The organism is Gloeomargarita sp. (assembly GCF_053491055.1).
In genome coordinates, this window is sequence record NZ_JBRCEP010000086.1 from 12,515 (window position 1) to 28,837 (window position 16,323).

Annotated in this window: 12 protein-coding genes; 6 read left to right on the plus strand and 6 right to left on the minus strand. The window is 59.4% G+C overall.

Features of this window, described 5'->3' with window-relative positions; translation table 11 throughout:
• Positions 1-505 precede the first annotated feature (505 nt).
• From ACWISF_RS09280 to ACWISF_RS09290, 3 genes are all read left to right on the plus strand, one after another.
• Entirely contained in the window at positions 506-1,729 is a 1,224-nt protein-coding gene (locus tag ACWISF_RS09280) for a tetratricopeptide repeat protein (RefSeq protein ID WP_448381304.1), read from the plus strand.
• A 107-nt stretch (positions 1,730-1,836) separates the two neighbouring features.
• A complete protein-coding gene (locus tag ACWISF_RS09285; protein WP_448381357.1) occupies positions 1,837-4,839 on the plus strand; it encodes an AAA family ATPase in 3,003 nt (1,000 codons plus the stop codon).
• Positions 4,836-5,864: an NAD(P)/FAD-dependent oxidoreductase gene (locus tag ACWISF_RS09290; RefSeq protein ID WP_448381305.1), complete on the plus strand. Its 1,029-nt coding sequence runs from the start codon at positions 4,836-4,838 to the stop codon at positions 5,862-5,864. Before ACWISF_RS09285 ends, ACWISF_RS09290 begins: the two co-directional genes overlap by 4 nt.
• Before the next feature lie 10 nt (positions 5,865-5,874).
• Here the strand turns inward: ACWISF_RS09290 and sigC are convergent, their stop codons facing one another.
• The gene (sigC, locus tag ACWISF_RS09295) at positions 5,875-7,035 is read right to left on the minus strand and encodes an RNA polymerase sigma factor SigC (RefSeq protein ID WP_448381306.1); all 1,161 of its coding nucleotides are present in this window, start codon (positions 7,033-7,035) and stop codon (positions 5,875-5,877) included.
• 526 nt (positions 7,036-7,561) lie between these two features.
• Between sigC and gpmI the strand changes: the two genes are divergently transcribed.
• Complete coding sequence (gpmI, locus tag ACWISF_RS09300) at positions 7,562-9,160, plus strand: 2,3-bisphosphoglycerate-independent phosphoglycerate mutase (protein ID WP_448381307.1); 1,599 nt, start codon at positions 7,562-7,564, stop codon at positions 9,158-9,160.
• Here gpmI and ACWISF_RS09305 read toward each other — a convergent pair.
• The 5 genes from ACWISF_RS09305 to ACWISF_RS09325 are packed head-to-tail and all read right to left on the minus strand — an operon-like array spanning position 9,120 to position 14,700.
• Positions 9,120-10,649, minus strand: a complete 1,530-nt coding sequence (locus tag ACWISF_RS09305) for a DUF2254 family protein (RefSeq protein WP_448381308.1) — start codon at positions 10,647-10,649, stop codon at positions 9,120-9,122. The genes gpmI and ACWISF_RS09305 overlap by 41 nt on opposite strands.
• A 27-nt stretch (positions 10,650-10,676) precedes the next feature.
• The gene (locus ACWISF_RS09310; protein WP_448381309.1) at positions 10,677-11,837 is read right to left on the minus strand and encodes an O-antigen ligase family protein; all 1,161 of its coding nucleotides are present in this window, start codon (positions 11,835-11,837) and stop codon (positions 10,677-10,679) included.
• On the minus strand, positions 11,822-12,559 hold the full coding sequence (locus tag ACWISF_RS09315) for a YaaW family protein (protein ID WP_448381310.1): 738 nt from the start codon (positions 12,557-12,559) through the stop codon (positions 11,822-11,824). The genes ACWISF_RS09310 and ACWISF_RS09315 overlap by 16 nt, the downstream gene beginning before the upstream one ends.
• 60 nt (positions 12,560-12,619) lie before the next feature.
• Positions 12,620-13,366, minus strand: coding sequence for a 3-oxoacyl-[acyl-carrier-protein] reductase (fabG, locus tag ACWISF_RS09320; protein ID WP_448381311.1), 747 nt, complete (start codon positions 13,364-13,366; stop codon positions 12,620-12,622).
• A gap of 44 nt (positions 13,367-13,410) precedes the next feature.
• Positions 13,411-14,700: a tetratricopeptide repeat protein gene (locus ACWISF_RS09325; RefSeq protein ID WP_448381312.1), complete on the minus strand. Its 1,290-nt coding sequence runs from the start codon at positions 14,698-14,700 to the stop codon at positions 13,411-13,413.
• Positions 14,701-14,927: 227 nt separating this feature from the next.
• On the opposite strand from ACWISF_RS09325, the gene ACWISF_RS09330 reads away from it, so the two are divergent.
• On the plus strand, positions 14,928-15,377 hold the full coding sequence (locus tag ACWISF_RS09330) for a pentapeptide repeat-containing protein (RefSeq protein ID WP_448381313.1): 450 nt from the start codon (positions 14,928-14,930) through the stop codon (positions 15,375-15,377).
• Between the two features lie 54 nt (positions 15,378-15,431).
• A complete protein-coding gene (locus tag ACWISF_RS09335; RefSeq protein ID WP_448381314.1) occupies positions 15,432-16,322 on the plus strand; it encodes a tetratricopeptide repeat protein in 891 nt (296 codons plus the stop codon).
• Position 16,323: the final 1 nt, after the last annotated feature.

The window sequence follows — 16,323 nt, forward strand, 5'->3', positions numbered from 1 at the left end:
CTGTTCTGTAAAACAATCCAATCACCAGGGCAGTCCTGCAAGAATTCGCTTGGTCTTGCTCATTATCAAGTAGTTGTTTCACAAGCAAATGCAACAGGTTGAGGCACTGGTCATCACCGTATCCCTAGGACAGGGTTTACAGGTCAAGGCGAACGTTGCAAACTTGTTGGGAATGACTATCAATGAGAGTGGAGCGCCTTAATGACAATGCTTTGTATCATGAGGCTCGATGCCCATTTTGGCACAAACCCTCAAAATCTTAAGATGCAACGTTTCTGTATCAATCTATTTTTTGATTGATTCATGTTATGTCAGGCTGCATCAGCAATGAGATAGCGTTACTCTCTGGTTGGGAGAATTGCCCTCGCTGAGCGGAAGGTTTTACTCCCCTGGCGGCTGTGGTTTGCAGAATTTTGTTCTGGGCGCTCCTGCGGCGGTTATTCTCCATTCTTTACGATGGCGATAGGGAAGACAGCTAGGAAACCATGTCGCCGGAGGACAGAAGATGGGGCTGCCGATTAGTGTGTGCATGATTGTCCGGGATGAGGCGGAGGCGTTGCCTGTCTGTCTGGCCAGTGTCCGGGATTGGGTAACGGAAGTGGTGGTGGTGGATACGGGTTCCCAGGATGATACGGTACGGATTGCCCAGGAGATGGGGGCAAAGGTGGCGTTTTTTCCCTGGCAGGATGACTTTGCCGCCGCCCGCAACTATTCCCTGTCTTTGGCGCAGGGGGATTGGATTTTGGTACTGGATGCGGACGAGGTGGTGCTTCCTGAGGCAGTACCCCTCCTGGGCGAGGTGGTGCAGGATGCCACCCTGTTGGCGGTGCAGTTGGTGCGCCAGGAACTGGGCAGTCAGCAAAACCCCTACACCCTGGTGTCCCGTCTGTTTCGCAACCGCCGGGATATTTATTTTCAAGGGGCGTATCACGAATTGATTGACGACAGCATTACCCAGATTCAGGCGCGGGAACCCCATTGGCGGGTGGGACAGTTAGCGACCGTTGCCCTCCGGCACTGGGGCTATACCCCCGCTGCTATTGAGAAACGGCAGAAACAGGCCCGGATGATGCGGATTTTGACCCAAGCGGCGGCGCGTCAGCCCCAGGATGCCTACCTCTGCGCCAAATTGGGGGCGTTGTACCTGGCAGAAGGACAGATGGAGCAGGCGTTGACCTGGTTGACCCAGGGATTGGCCTTGCACCCCCCCGAACCGATGGTGCAGTACGAACTGCATTTCCATCTGGGCTTGCTCTACGGGCGCCAGGGGCAGTGGCCACAGGCCGAAACCCATTACCAACAGGCCATCCAGACCGCTTGCCCGCCCTTGGTGAAACTGGGGGCCTACACCAACCTCGGCAGCCTTTACCACGAACAGGGGGCGTTGGCCCAAGCGCGTACCCTGTTTGAGCAAGTGGTTCACCTGGCCCCCACCTGGGCAACGGGTTATTACAACTTGGGGTTGACCCTCAAGGCGCAAAAGCTACTGCCGGCTGCCGTCCAAGCCTACCAAAAAGCCCTAGAACTCGACCCTACCTTGGCCGCCGCCCACCAAAATTTGGGCATCGTTTGGTGTCACTTGGGGGATTTACGTCGCGCCCAAACCCATTGGCAAACCGCCATCGCTTTGTATCAGCAACAGGGGTCAGCTGCGGGCGAAAAATTGCAACAGGAATTGCAACGTTTGGGATTGCTGCCCCCACCCCCAGCCGGTCACGCTGATACATAAATATGCTTCCCACGCTTCCTATGCCCCGCTTGGAGCCTTAGGAAGCTTGCGCTATCATGGGGAAAAACCGTATCGCAACGCCTAACTTTTCCCGCACCCCAAATTTTGTGATTCCCCGGCAATTAACCCTCACAAATTTCCTCAGTTATCGGCAGGCCACGTTAGAATTCAGCGGCCTGCATGTGGTGTGTATTTGTGGCCCCAATGGTGCAGGCAAATCCTCTTTGCTGGAAGCCATCACCTGGGCCTTGTGGGGAGAATCGCGGGCCGCCAGCGCCGACGATGTGATCCGCACCGGCAGTACGGAAGCCCAAGTGGACTTTCGTTTCAGTTGCGGCCAGCAGACCTACCGGGTCATCCGGGCGCGCCGCCGGGGTCATACCAGCTTGGAATTTCAGGTGTGGGGCCAGGGGCGCTGGCATCCCCTCACCCAACGGAGCCTCAAAGAGACCCAGGAGTTGATCAACCGGGAATTGAAACTCGATTACACCACCTTTATCCATTCGGCCTACCTCCGCCAGGGCCGCGCCGACGAATTCATGCTCAAAACCCCCAGCAAACGCAAAGAGGTACTGACGAATTTATTGCAACTGGACCACTACGACGAATTGGCCGAACAGGCGAAAAAACGTGCCAACGACCACGAATTGCAGGTGAAACATTTACAGCAAACCCTGCTGACCCAAGCCCAGGAATTGGCGCAAGAACCCCTAATCCGCCAGGAATACCAGGCCCTGCAACAGGACATTCAGGCCACCCAGGCCCGGCTGGCGCAGTTACACCAGCAACTCCAGCAGTGCCAACAGCACCAACAGCAACGGCAACAGTGGGTCGAACAGCAGCAATGGCTCGAACACCAGCGCTGTCAACTCCGTCAGGACCAAGCCCAAAACCAAGCCACCCAAGAACGCCTCCGCCAGCGGTTGGACCACCTGGCCGCCCTGTTGGCCGAGCAGGAAGCAATTACCCAGGCCTACCACACCTACATCGCCTGGCAACACCAGGAAGAGGCATACAACCAAAAAGCCCAGCAGCAGCAGCAACTCCAACAAGAATACAACCACCTCCAGGCCCAATACCAGCGCCGCCTCCACGAACTCGAACTGCAAAAACAGGACTGCCACAGCGCATACCAAGTCCGCCGCCAGCGTCAGGCAGAGCTGGCCGCTACCTGCCAAGAAGCCCCCAACCTCGCCCCCGCCCTGGCCCAACTGGCCCAAGCCCGCGCCCATCTCGACCACCTCGACCGCCTGGCCGAACAGTACAAACCCCTGTTTTCCCGTTACCAGCAACTCCTCCAGGAACAGCACCAGCAGCGCGCCCGCCGGGAAGCCCAACTCCAACACCAGCAGCAGCAACTCCAGCACTGGCAACAGCAACTGGCGCAACTTGGGGATTTGGAGCAACAGGCAGCGACCCTCACCCAGCAGTTGGCCGAATTGGACAAAAAAAAGGTGTATTTAGACCACGTCGAAGAAAAAGGCAAAGAACGCAAAAGTTTCCAAGACCAGCTCAAAGCCCGCCTAGAACACTATCGCAGCCAATTGGCCCAATTGGAACAAAAAATGCAGCTAATGAAGCAACCGGAAGCCATCTGCCCCTTGTGCGAGCGTCCCCTTGCCCCGGAAGATTGGCAGCGGGTCCACCACAAACAAGAACAGGAACGGCGGGAACTCGAAGAAGCCATCTGGCTCACCCAAGAACAAATCACCGTCACCGAACGGGAAATCCAGGTATTACGGCAGGAATATCGGGACGTCAAAAAACAGTGGGAAGCCCGCGAACCCCTCAATCAACAGCTCGGCCAACTCCAGCAAAAGCGGCAACAACAGCAGGAATTGCAGGCCCAGATTCAGCAAACCCAAGCCCAAATTGCCCAACTTCAAGCCGCCCTGGCCCAACCGGAAAACAGCCCCGAACTCGAGCAAATGGCTACCCAACTTGCCGCCCTCAACTACGACGAACAGGCCCACATCTGCGCGCGGGCGGAAGTGGAAAAATGGCGCTGGGCCGAACTCAAACAGGCACAACTGCACAACGCCGAAAAAGAGTACCACCTGATCTGTGAACAGTTGCGGCAGTTAGAACAAAAAGCCCAGGAGTTAGACCGGCAAATACACCAGGCCACCCACGATTCACCCCTGCGCTACGAACTGGACCGTCTTGCCCAATCCCTGGCCGAATTGGCCTACGACCCCGCCGCCCACCAGGCCATCCGCCAGCAGTTACAGCAGGCGCAGCACATCCCCCGGCGGTACCAGGAACTCCAGCACACCCAGCAGGAATACCCCCGCCTCCAGCAGGAATGGGAACACCTGGCCGCCGCCGCCGCCCACCTGGCCCAGCGGGAGCAGGAACTGACGCAACAAATCGCCGCCATCCAGGCGACCCTGGCCGCCCTACCCGACCTGAGCGCCACCCTTGCCACCCTCACCGCCCAAATCCAGGCCGAACAACAGCAATTACACAACCAATACATTCACAGCGGCACCTTGCAAGAACGGCTACAGCAACTAGGGCAACTACGGGAAAAATACCGGCAAAACGAACAGCAATTGGCCCACCATCAACGGCAATATCAAATCTATCACGCCTTGAGCCAAGCCTTTGGCAAAAACGGCATTCAAGCCCTGATGATTGAACAAGTATTGCCCCAATTGGAAGCCACCGCCAACCACATTTTAGGGCGGCTAACCAACCACCAACTCCACGTCAAATTTAGAACCCAAAAACCCGTCAAAAGCGGCAGTCAAAAAAATCAACTGGCCGAAACCTTCGACATTTTTATTGCCGACCCCCAAGGCACCCGTCCCTACGAAACCTACTCCGGCGGGGAAGCCTTCCGAGTAAATTTTGCCATCCGGTTGGCCCTCGCGCGCTTACTCACCCAACGGGCAGGCGCCACCTTGCAGTTGTTAATTGTGGATGAAGGATTTGGCACCCAAGACGCCCAGGGCTGTGACCGGCTGATTGCCGCCATCAGCGCCATTGCTGACGAATACGCCTGCATTCTCCTGGTGACCCACATGCCCAACCTCAAAGAAGCCTTCCCAACCCGCCTCGAAGTCCGCAAAACCGACCAAGGTTCCCAAGTACAGTTGGTGGTGTGACCCAGCAGATTGCCATTATTGGCGCCGGCGTCATTGGCGCTGCCATCGCCCAGGAACTTGCTGGCCTGGGAGAAATTCACGTTTTTGAAGCGCAAGCCGCCCCTGCCCAGGGCTGCACCGCCGCCGCGTTGGGCTTGCTTATGGGGGTTCTGAGTGAGCGGGGCGCAGCCAAACGCCTTGCCAGCTTACAACGCTATCGCGAAATGCAAACCAGCCTCCCGCTCCCCGGCAACGCCCAAGGCATTCTGCATCTTTATCACGACCCCCAGACCTGGCAGCACGTGCACAACCTTTTACCCCGGCGCCAGGGTTGGGGACTCCAGCCCCTCACCCCGCAGATGGTGGCAAGGCAATTTCCCCACCTCGATACGACCCAGGTGGTCGGTGCGGTGTTCTCACCCCAGGAACGGCAGGTGCAGCCCATCCCGCTTACGCAACAGTGGCTGGCCAGGGCACAGCAGCAGGGTGTGCAGGTACACTACCAGACGCCCGTGGTCCGGGTCCTCCCAGGGCCACCCATCCGCTTGCAATTGCCGGATCGCCTGCATGCCTGCGACTGGCTGGTGGTCTGTGCCGGTTTGGGTTCGACGCAACTTGGGGGATTAACCGCGCCCTTTGCGTTGGAACCCGTGCTGGGGCAGGCAATTGCCGTGGTCTGTCCCGAATTGGCCACCTATCCCGTGGTATATGGACAAGAGACAGCAATTGTACCGCAGGCGGATGGGGTGGTGTGGGTGGGTGCGACGGTGGAATATTCCCCGGCCGAGCCACCCCTGCCCGACCCGGTGCAGTTAACCCAGCTTTGGGACCGCGCAACCGGTTTATGTCCCCTTTTGCGGGGCCGACCTTGGCAGCGGCAGTGGTATGGGTTACGCCCCCGGCCTGTGGGCCAACCGGCGCCCCGCTTGCAGCGTGACCCCCAGCAGCCGCACATCCTCTGGGCAACCGGACATTACCGCAATGGCGTTTTACTGGCGCCGTTTACGGCGGCTTGGGTCCGCCAGGTGATCACGGCCAGGACGTAGCCAACGTTCCTCAATTGAGAGCGTCCAGATACGCCCGCATCCGGTTGCGCCGTTTGGGTTGCCGCAGTTTTTGCATGGCTTTGGTTTCGATTTGCCGCACCCGCTCCCGCGATAAATTTAAGGCGCGGCCAATTTCGGCCAGGGAATAAATATGCCCATCCCGCAAGCCGTAGCGCATGGCAATCACATCCCGTTCCCGCAAGGTGAGCTCGCCCATGAGTTCCTGCAAATCCTGATGCAAGGCCTCGTGGAGCAGTTTTTCTTCGGGGGAAAGGGCGTCTGCTTGTAGCAACTCTCCCAATTCCGTGTCCTGTTCCCGTCCCACGCGGGTTTCCAGGGAGACCGCCCGGGGGATGCAGGCCAACCATTCCCGCACCTGATCCGGGGTCAGGTGCATCTCCTGGGCAATTTCCTGCAGGCTGGGGCTGTGCCCTTGGACTTGCGCCGCCTGGCGTTGGGCTTTTTTCAATTTATTTAATTTCTCGATCACATGGACCGGCAAACGGATGGGGCGGGACTGGGTGGCAATGGCCCGGGTAATGCCTTGGCGTATCCACCAGTAGGCGTAGGTGCTGAAGCGATACCCCTTGGCGGGGTCAAATTTTTCCACCGCTCGCTCAAGTCCCAGAGTGCCTTCCTGCACCAAATCCAAAAGTTCCAGGCCCCGGTTTTGGTATTTTTTCGCCACCGAGACCACCAGCCGCAGATTGGCCTCGAGCATGTGTTTTTTGGCACGCAAGCCCTCTTGTTCGATGTGGGCCAGCTCGGTGGGGGTAATGCCTGCCAACTGCGCCCATAAACTGCGGGCCTGGGACAGGGTTTGTTTGAGGGTAGCGGCACTGAGGCCTGCCGCTTGCGCCCATTGTTGCGGCGTGGGACGATGGCCGTACTGGGCCGTAAGTTGCTCCCGCAGTTGACTGAGGGCCAAATACTCCCGCAACAAAGCCTGGTGTGCTGGTGGTGCGGCCTGATGCCCCTGCGCCACCTGCTGGGCCAATTCCCGCAGTTGCACGTATTTGCGTACCCGTTGGGCTTCGGCAATTTCCTCTTCCCGGCTCAGCAGTTCGACGCGCCCAATTTCCTGGAGGTACAGCCGCACCAAATCCGGTGTCCCACTGGCTGTTGGTTCGGGAATGTCGGTGATGCTATAGGCAAACGGGTCGCGGCGCATGGATGATGCTCCGGCTGGGGAAGCGCAGCAAGGGAATGACACCACTAGACTACCCTGGTTTTCGCAAAAATCCAGTGCCGGAGGTTACAATGGGGCGCCGGGGGTGGGGAAAAAACGTTTTTTTAATAAAATCCTTAGATTTTCGGGACGGGGGCATTTGAGTTGGTGGTGGTTCTCCCTGGCGGGTATGATGGAGGAGGATGTGACGAATGGCATCGGCGTTTATGGCGAGCGTTCTTACCTACTTTGCCCTGTTGGCGGGTTTGGTGGCCTTTGCGGTGGGCAGCAAAAGGCTGTTTAAGCAGGTGAAGTTGCTCTGACGCCCCCCAGCGGGTCGGGTCAGGGCCAAGGGCTGGGCAACGGTAGTGTGCTTTGGCCAGGCGAGCTGTACCGGTGGCGGTTTGGGTGGGATAAGGGGTCGCCCCAGCCAGGGCCTAGGTGCTCATTTGCTATTTTTGGCGACTTGGTCGTAAATAAAATATATTCATCCATCAAGAACACCATCCATCTCCAGAGAGAACGATCTATGTCCCATCCTACGGCTCCGGTTGTGTTAGTGATCTTGGACGGTTGGGGGTATCGGGAAAACCCAACGGCCAATGCGATTGCCAGCGCCAAGACCCCGGTGATGGACAGTCTGTGGCAGACCTACCCCCACACCTTGCTGCAGGCGTCCGGGCGGGATGTGGGGTTACCGGCGGGGCAGATGGGCAATTCCGAGGTGGGACATTTGAATCTGGGGGCCGGGCGGGTGATCCCCCAGGAGTTTGTGCGGATTTCCGATGCGGCGGCGGAAGGCGAGTTTTTGCGCCATCCGGTCTTGCTAGAACTGGCGGCGCGGGTGCGGCAGCGGGCGGGCAATCTGCATCTGGTGGGACTCTGTTCGACCGGTGGGGTGCATTCCCATTTGGATCACCTGCTGGCGTTGCTGGATTTTGCCAAAGCCCAGGGGTTTTGCCAGGTCTGTGTGCATGCGATTACCGACGGGCGGGACACCCTGACGACCTCCGGGCAGGAATATCTGGGCAAGGTGCAGGCCTATTTGACCCATCTGGGCATCGGCGCCATTGTCACCGTCAGCGGGCGCTACTATGCGATGGACCGGGATAAGCGGTGGGAGCGCACCCAGGCGGCCTATCAGGTGATGACCACCGACGGGGTGGGGACAACCCTGGGCGCGGTGGAATTTCTGACCCGCAGTTATGAAGAAGGGGTGACGGATGAATTTATCCCCCCCACCCGGCTGGCGCCTGGGGCAATTCAAAGCGGCGATGGGGTGATTTTCTACAATTTCCGTCCCGACCGGATGCGGCAGTTGGTGCGGGCGTTTGTGGACCGGGATTTTGCCGGTTTTCCCCGCCCCTATCTGGAACCTTTAGATGTGGTGACCTTTACGGAATACGACCCCAGCTTGGGGCTGCCGGTGGTGTTTCCACCCCAAAACTTTACCAACATTCTGGGGGAAGTGGTGGCCAAACACGGGCTAAAGCAGTTGCGCGCGGCGGAGACGGAAAAATATGCCCACGTCACCTATTTTTTTAACGGCGGTCGGGAACAGCCCTTTCCGGGGGAAGAACGGCTGATGATCCCCAGCCCCCAGGTGCCGACCTACGACCAAGCACCGGCCATGGCGGCGCCCCAGGTGACCGCAGCGGTGGTCGAGGCCCTGCGGTCGCGCCAGTATCACCTGGTGGTGGTCAATTACGCCAACCCGGATATGGTCGGCCATACGGGGCACATGGCCGCGACGGTGACGGCTATCGAAACCGTGGATCGGTGTTTGGGGCAACTGTTGGCTGCGGCCAGCCAAGTGGGGGCCACGGTGCTGATTACCGCCGACCACGGCAACGCGGAAATGATGGCGGACGACCAGGGCAACCCCTGGACCGCCCACACCACCAACCCGGTGCCCTTGATTTTGGTAGAAGGGGAGGGGGCCAAAGTCCCTGGGCATGGGGGCGCGGTGCAACTGCGGCAGGGAGGACGCTTGGCCGATGTCGCTCCCACGATTTTGGAATTGTTGCGCTTGCCCCAACCCGCGGAGATGACCGGCCAGTCCCTGATTCTGCCTGCCCCTTACGACCTCATCCCGGAGTCGGAATTGCTGGCGGCGCAAACCAACTGAAAAATTCCCGCACGTAGGGATGCAAGGCGGGTTCCAGATAGTAAAAACTCTCGCCGCGGTCGGTAAATTCCCAAAAATCCTCTGCCGTTGCCAGCAATTCTTCGCAGATGACCTGGATGCGGCTGTAGGGTTCCTGGTGCATATCCTGAAAAATGAAACGCGCCAGTTCCTTGTCCCCCCGACTCAAATAATAGGCCGCCAATTTCACCTGGGATTTGCGCACCCCCCGCGAGGATTGCTCCTGCTGTTCGCTCTCTGGGTCCTGGTCAATTTTGAGGAAAATGTCCAACAACTGGCGATGCACCTGTTCTCCCAAATTCGAGCAGGTCTGCACCAAATGCCCCAAATCATAGGCAAAGGTTTCGCATAGGAAATAGAGGTTGGCCTTGTAGGCAATAACGCTGTAGTAGCGGAAGTGCTGGGCAATTTCGATAGCCGTATCGTCATACCCCCGCAACAGCGCTTCTTCCGCTAAGAGGCGATATTGTTTGATGATATTGTAACCAGCGCGAATGTCCCGCTGATTGATGATCAGCCGCAGATAGGTATTAAAAAATTTCACGGTGAGATGGATCACCGGAAGATGACCTAAATCCAAAGCCTGTTCCCCAATTTCCCGCGTGCAAATCCCCACCAATGTACAGGTTTCGGCAGAGACCAGCAGGGAATTGGTCAAAATGCCCTGATACTGGCGAAAAATTTTCACCTCTAGCCAGATGTGTTGCGCTTCGATTTCCCGCAGTTTCATGGCATCAACCGAGATAAATTCTGGGTCTTTGTAGATGGGGGGCGTCAGGCGAAACCAAGCCTCTGGGAGTTGGGTTTTATAGAGGCCATAAAACAGGGCCAAATCCCGCAAACTTTCCAAACAGCCCAAGATAATCGCCTGGTCCCGCTGCTGGATGGCGCTGATGGCAATGGAGCGAAATTCCCCCAAAGCCGAAAGACAACTGGCGTGGGCCTGCGTAATTTTGGCAGGTTCGCTCTTGGCGTCAAACCGCTGCTTGATGCCCCGCTGCACCTGCTGTTGTAGGCTTTGGATGATGGAATTCGGTTGCAGAAAATCCAGCACAAAAATAAAGTAGGGAATGAGGATAATAAAGGCCATACTCCCCAGGAGCAAATTAATCACCAGTAGGGCAAAGGGCATCGGGTCAAAGGCAAAAGCCAGGGTTGTCCAAACGCTGATTAAATTTGCCAAGATGAGGAATAAAATGGTCAGCCAATTGGTGCGCTCCCGCAGAAATAATTCTGTGACCTTGGGACTAAACCGTTCGGCGCTCAACTGCACCACAATGGCCACGGCGGAGATGGTAAAACCCAACACCCCGGCCAAGACTTCCGCCAGGGTGGCGACAAAACCGGCTAGGGCCTCCAGATTTTGGATTTTGGGCGTAATCCAGCGCGCCCCCGGCCCGACCACCCCCAGGGCAATGACCACCAACCCGCCATAGACCGCCAGCCGCTGGCCCCAGACCGACGCTTTCACTACCGCCTACCTTCCCAACCCTGACCCTTATATAGCACGCGCGGCCAGCAACGCCAGCAACAACCAGGCCAGGCCATTGATCCGCCCATCAAACAACGTCACATCCAAAACGTGAAAACAACTAATCCCGACAAACCCCAACCACACCCCCCCGTACAGCGCATCCCCACTCTGCCGCCACTGCCGCCAGCCCTGCACCACGACCCGCCCCACCAGCACGGTCAATAACCCGGTCGTCCAGATGCCCGTTTCCACCAGCAACATCACCCAAAGATTGTGGGGATGCCCCACCCAGCTATGGGTACTTTGGTGGTACAGCGCGGGAAAAGAGCGCAGGCCCCAACCCCACCAGGGCCGTTGCCCCAACCACGCCCAGGCGATTTGCCATTGCACCGTGCGTAAATCCTCCGCCTGCCCCGCCAGGTATTTGGAAAGGCGACCCCACAGGACTTCCGGAACCACCGTGCGCCACCCCGGCCAGTCCCACCCCGCCCCCAGGATGCCCAGCCCCAGCAGCACCAGCCCCCCTGCCACCAGGTAACGCCGGTACATGAGGCTGAGGCCCAGACCCAAGAGCCAGACGACCGCCAAGCCGTTCAACGACCGGGTGAGCACCACCGCCCCCAGGGTAAGCGCGCTGGCGGCCCCCCATCCCCACCGCCTCCACGACCCCGCCGGCGCGCTGGCCGCCAATCCCCCCTGCACCGCCCCGACCATGACGCAATAGGACGCCATCACATTGGCATCGCTAAACACCGAATCGATCCGCCCAGGGATGCGGGGATGCCAATTCAGTTCCAGCCCCCAGAGCGAGAACGTGGCCTGCCCCCCCAACAACTGCGCCATGCCCACAACAGCGACCACAAGCCCCGTAACACCAATAATCTGCGCCCACAGATGCCGTTGCGCCGGCGTCACCTGGGCACGCACCGCCAGAAAAAACCCGAAAAACGGCAAAAAATTCCCCAGCCCCAACAGGGCATTCCCCCGGTCCGGCGATTGCAGCGCACTCACCAGGAACAAAACCGCCAAGAGCAACCACAGCCAGGTATCCCGCCGTTGGCACAATGCCCGTCCCTGGCGCCACCACAGCCCGAGCATCCCCCCGGCCCAGACCGCCAAGCCCAGCGCCGACCAGAAGGGCAAAACCGCCAGCCCCAACCCCAGCCAACCTATGCGGGCGCCCAAGTTAGGGATTCATCCCGCAGCAAACGGATTTGCGCCAGGGTCAGCACCGCCGGAATCACGCGGGCGTAATTGGTGGCAATGGCGCTCCAGCCCAACTCCGCCAGAAACCAACCCCACAACACCGGCCCCAGCAACGCCGTCACCCCCCGCACCGCCATCACCCGCGCCCCCTGCACCAGCGCCGTGCGCGTCAGATGCATTGCCGCCGTGTAACCCGCCAATTTCCGCAACAACAGTACCCGCACCACCGACCCCAGGGCCACCACACTCCCTTTTTGCAAAAAGGACTGCAGGGCTTCCCGTTGCCATGGCCCCGTCAACTCCTGCGCCAACTCCGCCTGCACCTCCCGCCGTTTTTGCGGCGGAAGTTTGTCCCAGGACCGTTGCAGCACATGCAGAAAAATTTCCGACTCCAAATCCAAAACACTCAATTCCGCCGTACAGGGCAGTTTCAAATAACGACACACCTGCAACAGAATTTGCTGGTAACTCAGTTGCCCGGCCCGTCCCTGCAACACCGTCAGCCCATCCGCAGCCAAAAACCGCAACCGCGCCTCCAGAGCATCCAACCAAGCCTGGCGCCCCTGCGCCCGCACCTGCTCTGGCGTCGGCGTCCACAAATAGTCCAAGGGGTTCAAACGGCGGCCAAACAAAATCTGCGTCAAATCCTCTAACTCCTCCACCGTCGCCAATTCCAGGGCTGCACGTAGGTCGTCTGCCATGAGGAACCCAAACATTCGTTAATCACGTATTTACCCACTATCCTAAAGGATTCCCCCCCTTCAGTCCATCACCAGGCCGCCGTCAATGGGAATCACTTGCCCGGTGATATAGCCCGCCGCCGGATGCAGCCCCAAAAACGCCACCAACCCCGCCACCTCCTCCGGTTGCCCGTAGCGCCCCAGGGGAATTAGTTTCAGCACCTCTGCGGTTTTGGCCGCGGGCAACTCCGCCGTCATTTCCGTGGCGATAAACCCCGGCGCCACCGCATTCACCGTGATGCCCCGGCTGGCGTATTCCTTGGCCGCCGTGCGGGTTAGCCCGATCACCCCCGCCTTGGCCGCGCTGTAGTTGGCCTGGCCCGGATTGCCCATCATCCCCGCCACCGAAGTAATGTTGATGATCCGGCCCGCCTTTTGCCGCAGCATGACCTTCACCGCCGCCCGCATGCAGTAAAACACCCCGTCCAAATTCAGACCCATCACCGCCTGCCAGTCCGCATCACTCATGCGCACCAACAGCCCATCCCGCGTGATCCCCGCATTATTCACCAGCACATCCAGCCGCCCCCAGTGGTGCAGCACCTGGTCAAACAGACGGTCCACCTGCTCCGGCTGGGAGACATCCGCCTGCACCAGCAAAGACTCGCCGCCTGCCTCCTGCACCGCCTGCCCCACCGCCTGGGCTGCCTCCGGCGACCGGTGATAGTTCACCACCACCCGCGCTTTGGCTGCCGCAAAGGCCAGGGCCGTTGCCCGCCCAATCCCTCGCGACGCACCTGTGACCAACACCACCGGCGATTCCGTCATCCTGGGGCCTGTTCCCTCACCAACCCAGCATTATCCCACAGGCGCTACTTCTGAGTCACTTTTTGCATCAGGTCAAGAATCTGCTGGTGCATCGCCCCATCCCCCCGCTGGGCAAACAAAGCCGCCGCCTTGCGAAAATCCACCAGCGCCTCCCGCCGATTCCCCAACCGCAGCCTTGCCAACCCCCGATTCAAATAGGCATCGGCAAACTCCGGGTCCAACCGCAACGCCCGATTGTAATCCTCAATCTCCCCCAGCACATCCCCCAAATCAAACCGCGCCGTCGCCCGATTGTAATAGGCCACCGCATAATCCGGGTTAATCCGAATCGCCTCCGTATAGTCCTCAATTGCCCCTGCCACATCCCCCAGGTCAAACCGGGCATTTCCCCGCTTGCTATAGACCTCCGCCGCATTCGGGTCCAACTCCAACGCCCGCGTGTAGTCCGCCACCGCCTCCGCCAACTGGTGCAAACTGTGGTAGGTAAACCCCCGGTTGCTGTAGGCCCGGGCATCCTCCGGGTTGAGTTGAATCGCCTTGGTGTAGTCCGCCAACGCCCCCTGCTTGTCCCCCACCATAAACCGGGCAATCCCCCGGTTGTAATACGCCTCGCCAAATTCCGGGTTAAACCGAATCGCCTCGGAATAATCCTCAATTTCCCGCTGCACCTGCCCCAACTCCCCGTAGGCCACCCCCCGGTTGTAATAGGCCTCTGCCAGCGTCGGGTTCAACCGCAACGCCTCCTGATAGTGGTGCAACGCCTCCTGTACCTGGCCCAGCTCGAAATAGGCGCTGCCCAGCTTGTTGTGCGCCTCGGCAAACTCCGGGTTGTACCGCAACGCCTGCTGTAAATCCGCCAAGGCCGCCTGGTACTGCTCCAAGCCCAGATAGGCCACCCCCCGATTGTAGTACGCTTTGGCATCCTGCGGGTAGAGCGCCAAGGCCGCCGTATAATCCGCCACCGCCTGGGTGTAGTTTTTCAACATCAGATGGGCAAAACCGCGATTGCCGTGCGCCTTGGGGTCGCGGGGACGCAGGTGAATCGCCTGGGTGTAATCCGCCACCGCCCCCTCGTAATCCCCCAACATAAACCGGGCAATCCCCCGGTTGTAATACGCTTCCCCAAAGCGGGGGTCCAACTGCAAGGCGCTGGTGTAATCGCTGACGGCCCGGGCATAATCCCCCAACATAAAATGGGCAAACCCCCGGTTATTAAACGCCTTGGCATCCCCTGGATTTACCCGCAACGCCTGGGTGTAATCCCAAATGGCCCCCTGGTAATCCCCCCGCCGTGCCTTATCAAAAGCCCGGATGAAGAAATTCTCCACAATCATAGCGGGTCTCTCAGCGAACGCTGTACCGGCAGGAAACCCAATTCCTATCATCATGGTACGGCTCTAGCGGCGATCCCCAACGGTGTGGGGTGAGCCTGAGTCCACCGCCAATCCTGCTTTTATTGTACGTCTCCTGCGGGCCGGGAAATGGAACTTGGCCCCCGGCGTTGCTGTCATTCTAAACAGTGATCATCAGGCCATGTTCTCCAAGCATGGAGGAGGTTTTTATGCTGAGAATTCCCATCCTCACACTTGTCGTTTTGACCCTGTGGGCCTGGCCGGGCTACAGTGCCGAACCAGAGCAGGTCCGGCAATTGCTCCGCACCAACAAATGCACCAACTGCGACCTGCGGGAAGCCGATTTGCGCCGTCTGGATTTGAAAAATGCCGACCTCAGCGGCTCCGACCTGACGCGTGCCAACCTCAGCGAGGCCGACCTCAGCGGGGCAAACCTGGCCAACACCGACCTACGCGGGGCCAATTTCCGCAACGCCAACCTGCGCTATGCCAATCTGCAAGGGGCGGATGTGCGGGGGGCCGACTTTACCGGCGCCAACCTCACAGGCACGGAACTGGAAGATGCCATCCGCACCGGCGGGCTGATTGACGTGCCTGGGCGGGCCACCCTGCGCCAATCCCCGGTACGCCCCTTGCGCCGTTTCCCCCTGCCCCGCTAGTTGCGACCGGACTGCCACCTGTGGGAACATGGGGCTAAACCCTAGGGTCAACCCATGAAACCAGGGGAGCCGGTCGGCCATTATCTGACAGAAGGGGTGCAACACGCTTTGGCGGGGGATAATGCGACGGCGTTGCTGACCCTACGCCAGGCCTTGGCGCGTCAACCCCACCAGCCGGAAACCCACCTTGTGCAGGCGCTGGTTTATACCCAGCAAGGTCAATTTGCCGCAGCGCTGGCCGCCTGTCAACGGGCGCTGTACTTGGACGATGGCCTGACAGAAGCTTTGGTGTTGCGGGCCTACCTCTACTGTCTTGGAAAAAAAGCGACAGCGGCCTTGCCGGATTTGGCGCAGGTGCAGGCGCTCCGCCCGGACTGGTGGCCGGTGTATGCCATCCGGGCCTGGGTACACAGCCGCCTGGGCCACTGGGAAGCCGCCGTCCAGGATTTGCACCAGGCGCTGCGTCTGGAACCTGCCAGTGGCGAATTGTGCTATAATTTGGGTTTGGCCTATCATGCCCTGGGGCAGCGACAGGTGGCCCTGGAGTATTGGGAGCGGGCGTTGTTGTTGCAGCCGGAATTGACGGAAGCCCATGCCCAGCGGGCGGCGGTGTATCGGGAGTTAAAGGATTACGAGCGCAGTCTGGCGGCCTACGATGTGTGGGTGCAGCAGGCGCCCCAGGAACCGCGGGCCTACTATGGGCGGGGTTTGGTGCGGGCGGCGCAGGGGAACCGGCAGGGGGCGATTGAGGATTTTAACCAGGTGTTGCGGCTCAACCCGGATTCGGGGGAAGCCCTGTTCCAGCGGGGCTTGGCCTATTCAGGGCTGGGGCAGAAGGCGGCGGCTTTAGCAGATGCCCGCCGGGCGGCGCAGATTTTCCATCGCCAGGGGAATACCACGGCCTATCACCGGGCGCGGGGGTTGGTGGCCTACCTGCAAAAGTAGG

Coding starts and splice junctions, on each gene's coding strand:
- ACWISF_RS09280 (WP_448381304.1), top strand. CDS start 506: ATGGGGCTGCCGATTAGTGTGTGCATGATTGTCCGGGATGAGGCGGAG.
- sigC (WP_448381306.1), bottom strand. CDS start 7,035: ATGCGCCGCGACCCGTTTGCCTATAGCATCACCGACATTCCCGAACCA.
- gpmI (WP_448381307.1), top strand. CDS start 7,562: ATGTCCCATCCTACGGCTCCGGTTGTGTTAGTGATCTTGGACGGTTGG.
- ACWISF_RS09315 (WP_448381310.1), bottom strand. CDS start 12,559: ATGGCAGACGACCTACGTGCAGCCCTGGAATTGGCGACGGTGGAGGAG.
- fabG (WP_448381311.1), bottom strand. CDS start 13,366: ATGACGGAATCGCCGGTGGTGTTGGTCACAGGTGCGTCGCGAGGGATT.
- ACWISF_RS09325 (WP_448381312.1), bottom strand. CDS start 14,700: ATGATTGTGGAGAATTTCTTCATCCGGGCTTTTGATAAGGCACGGCGG.
- ACWISF_RS09330 (WP_448381313.1), top strand. CDS start 14,928: ATGCTGAGAATTCCCATCCTCACACTTGTCGTTTTGACCCTGTGGGCC.
- ACWISF_RS09335 (WP_448381314.1), top strand. CDS start 15,432: ATGAAACCAGGGGAGCCGGTCGGCCATTATCTGACAGAAGGGGTGCAA.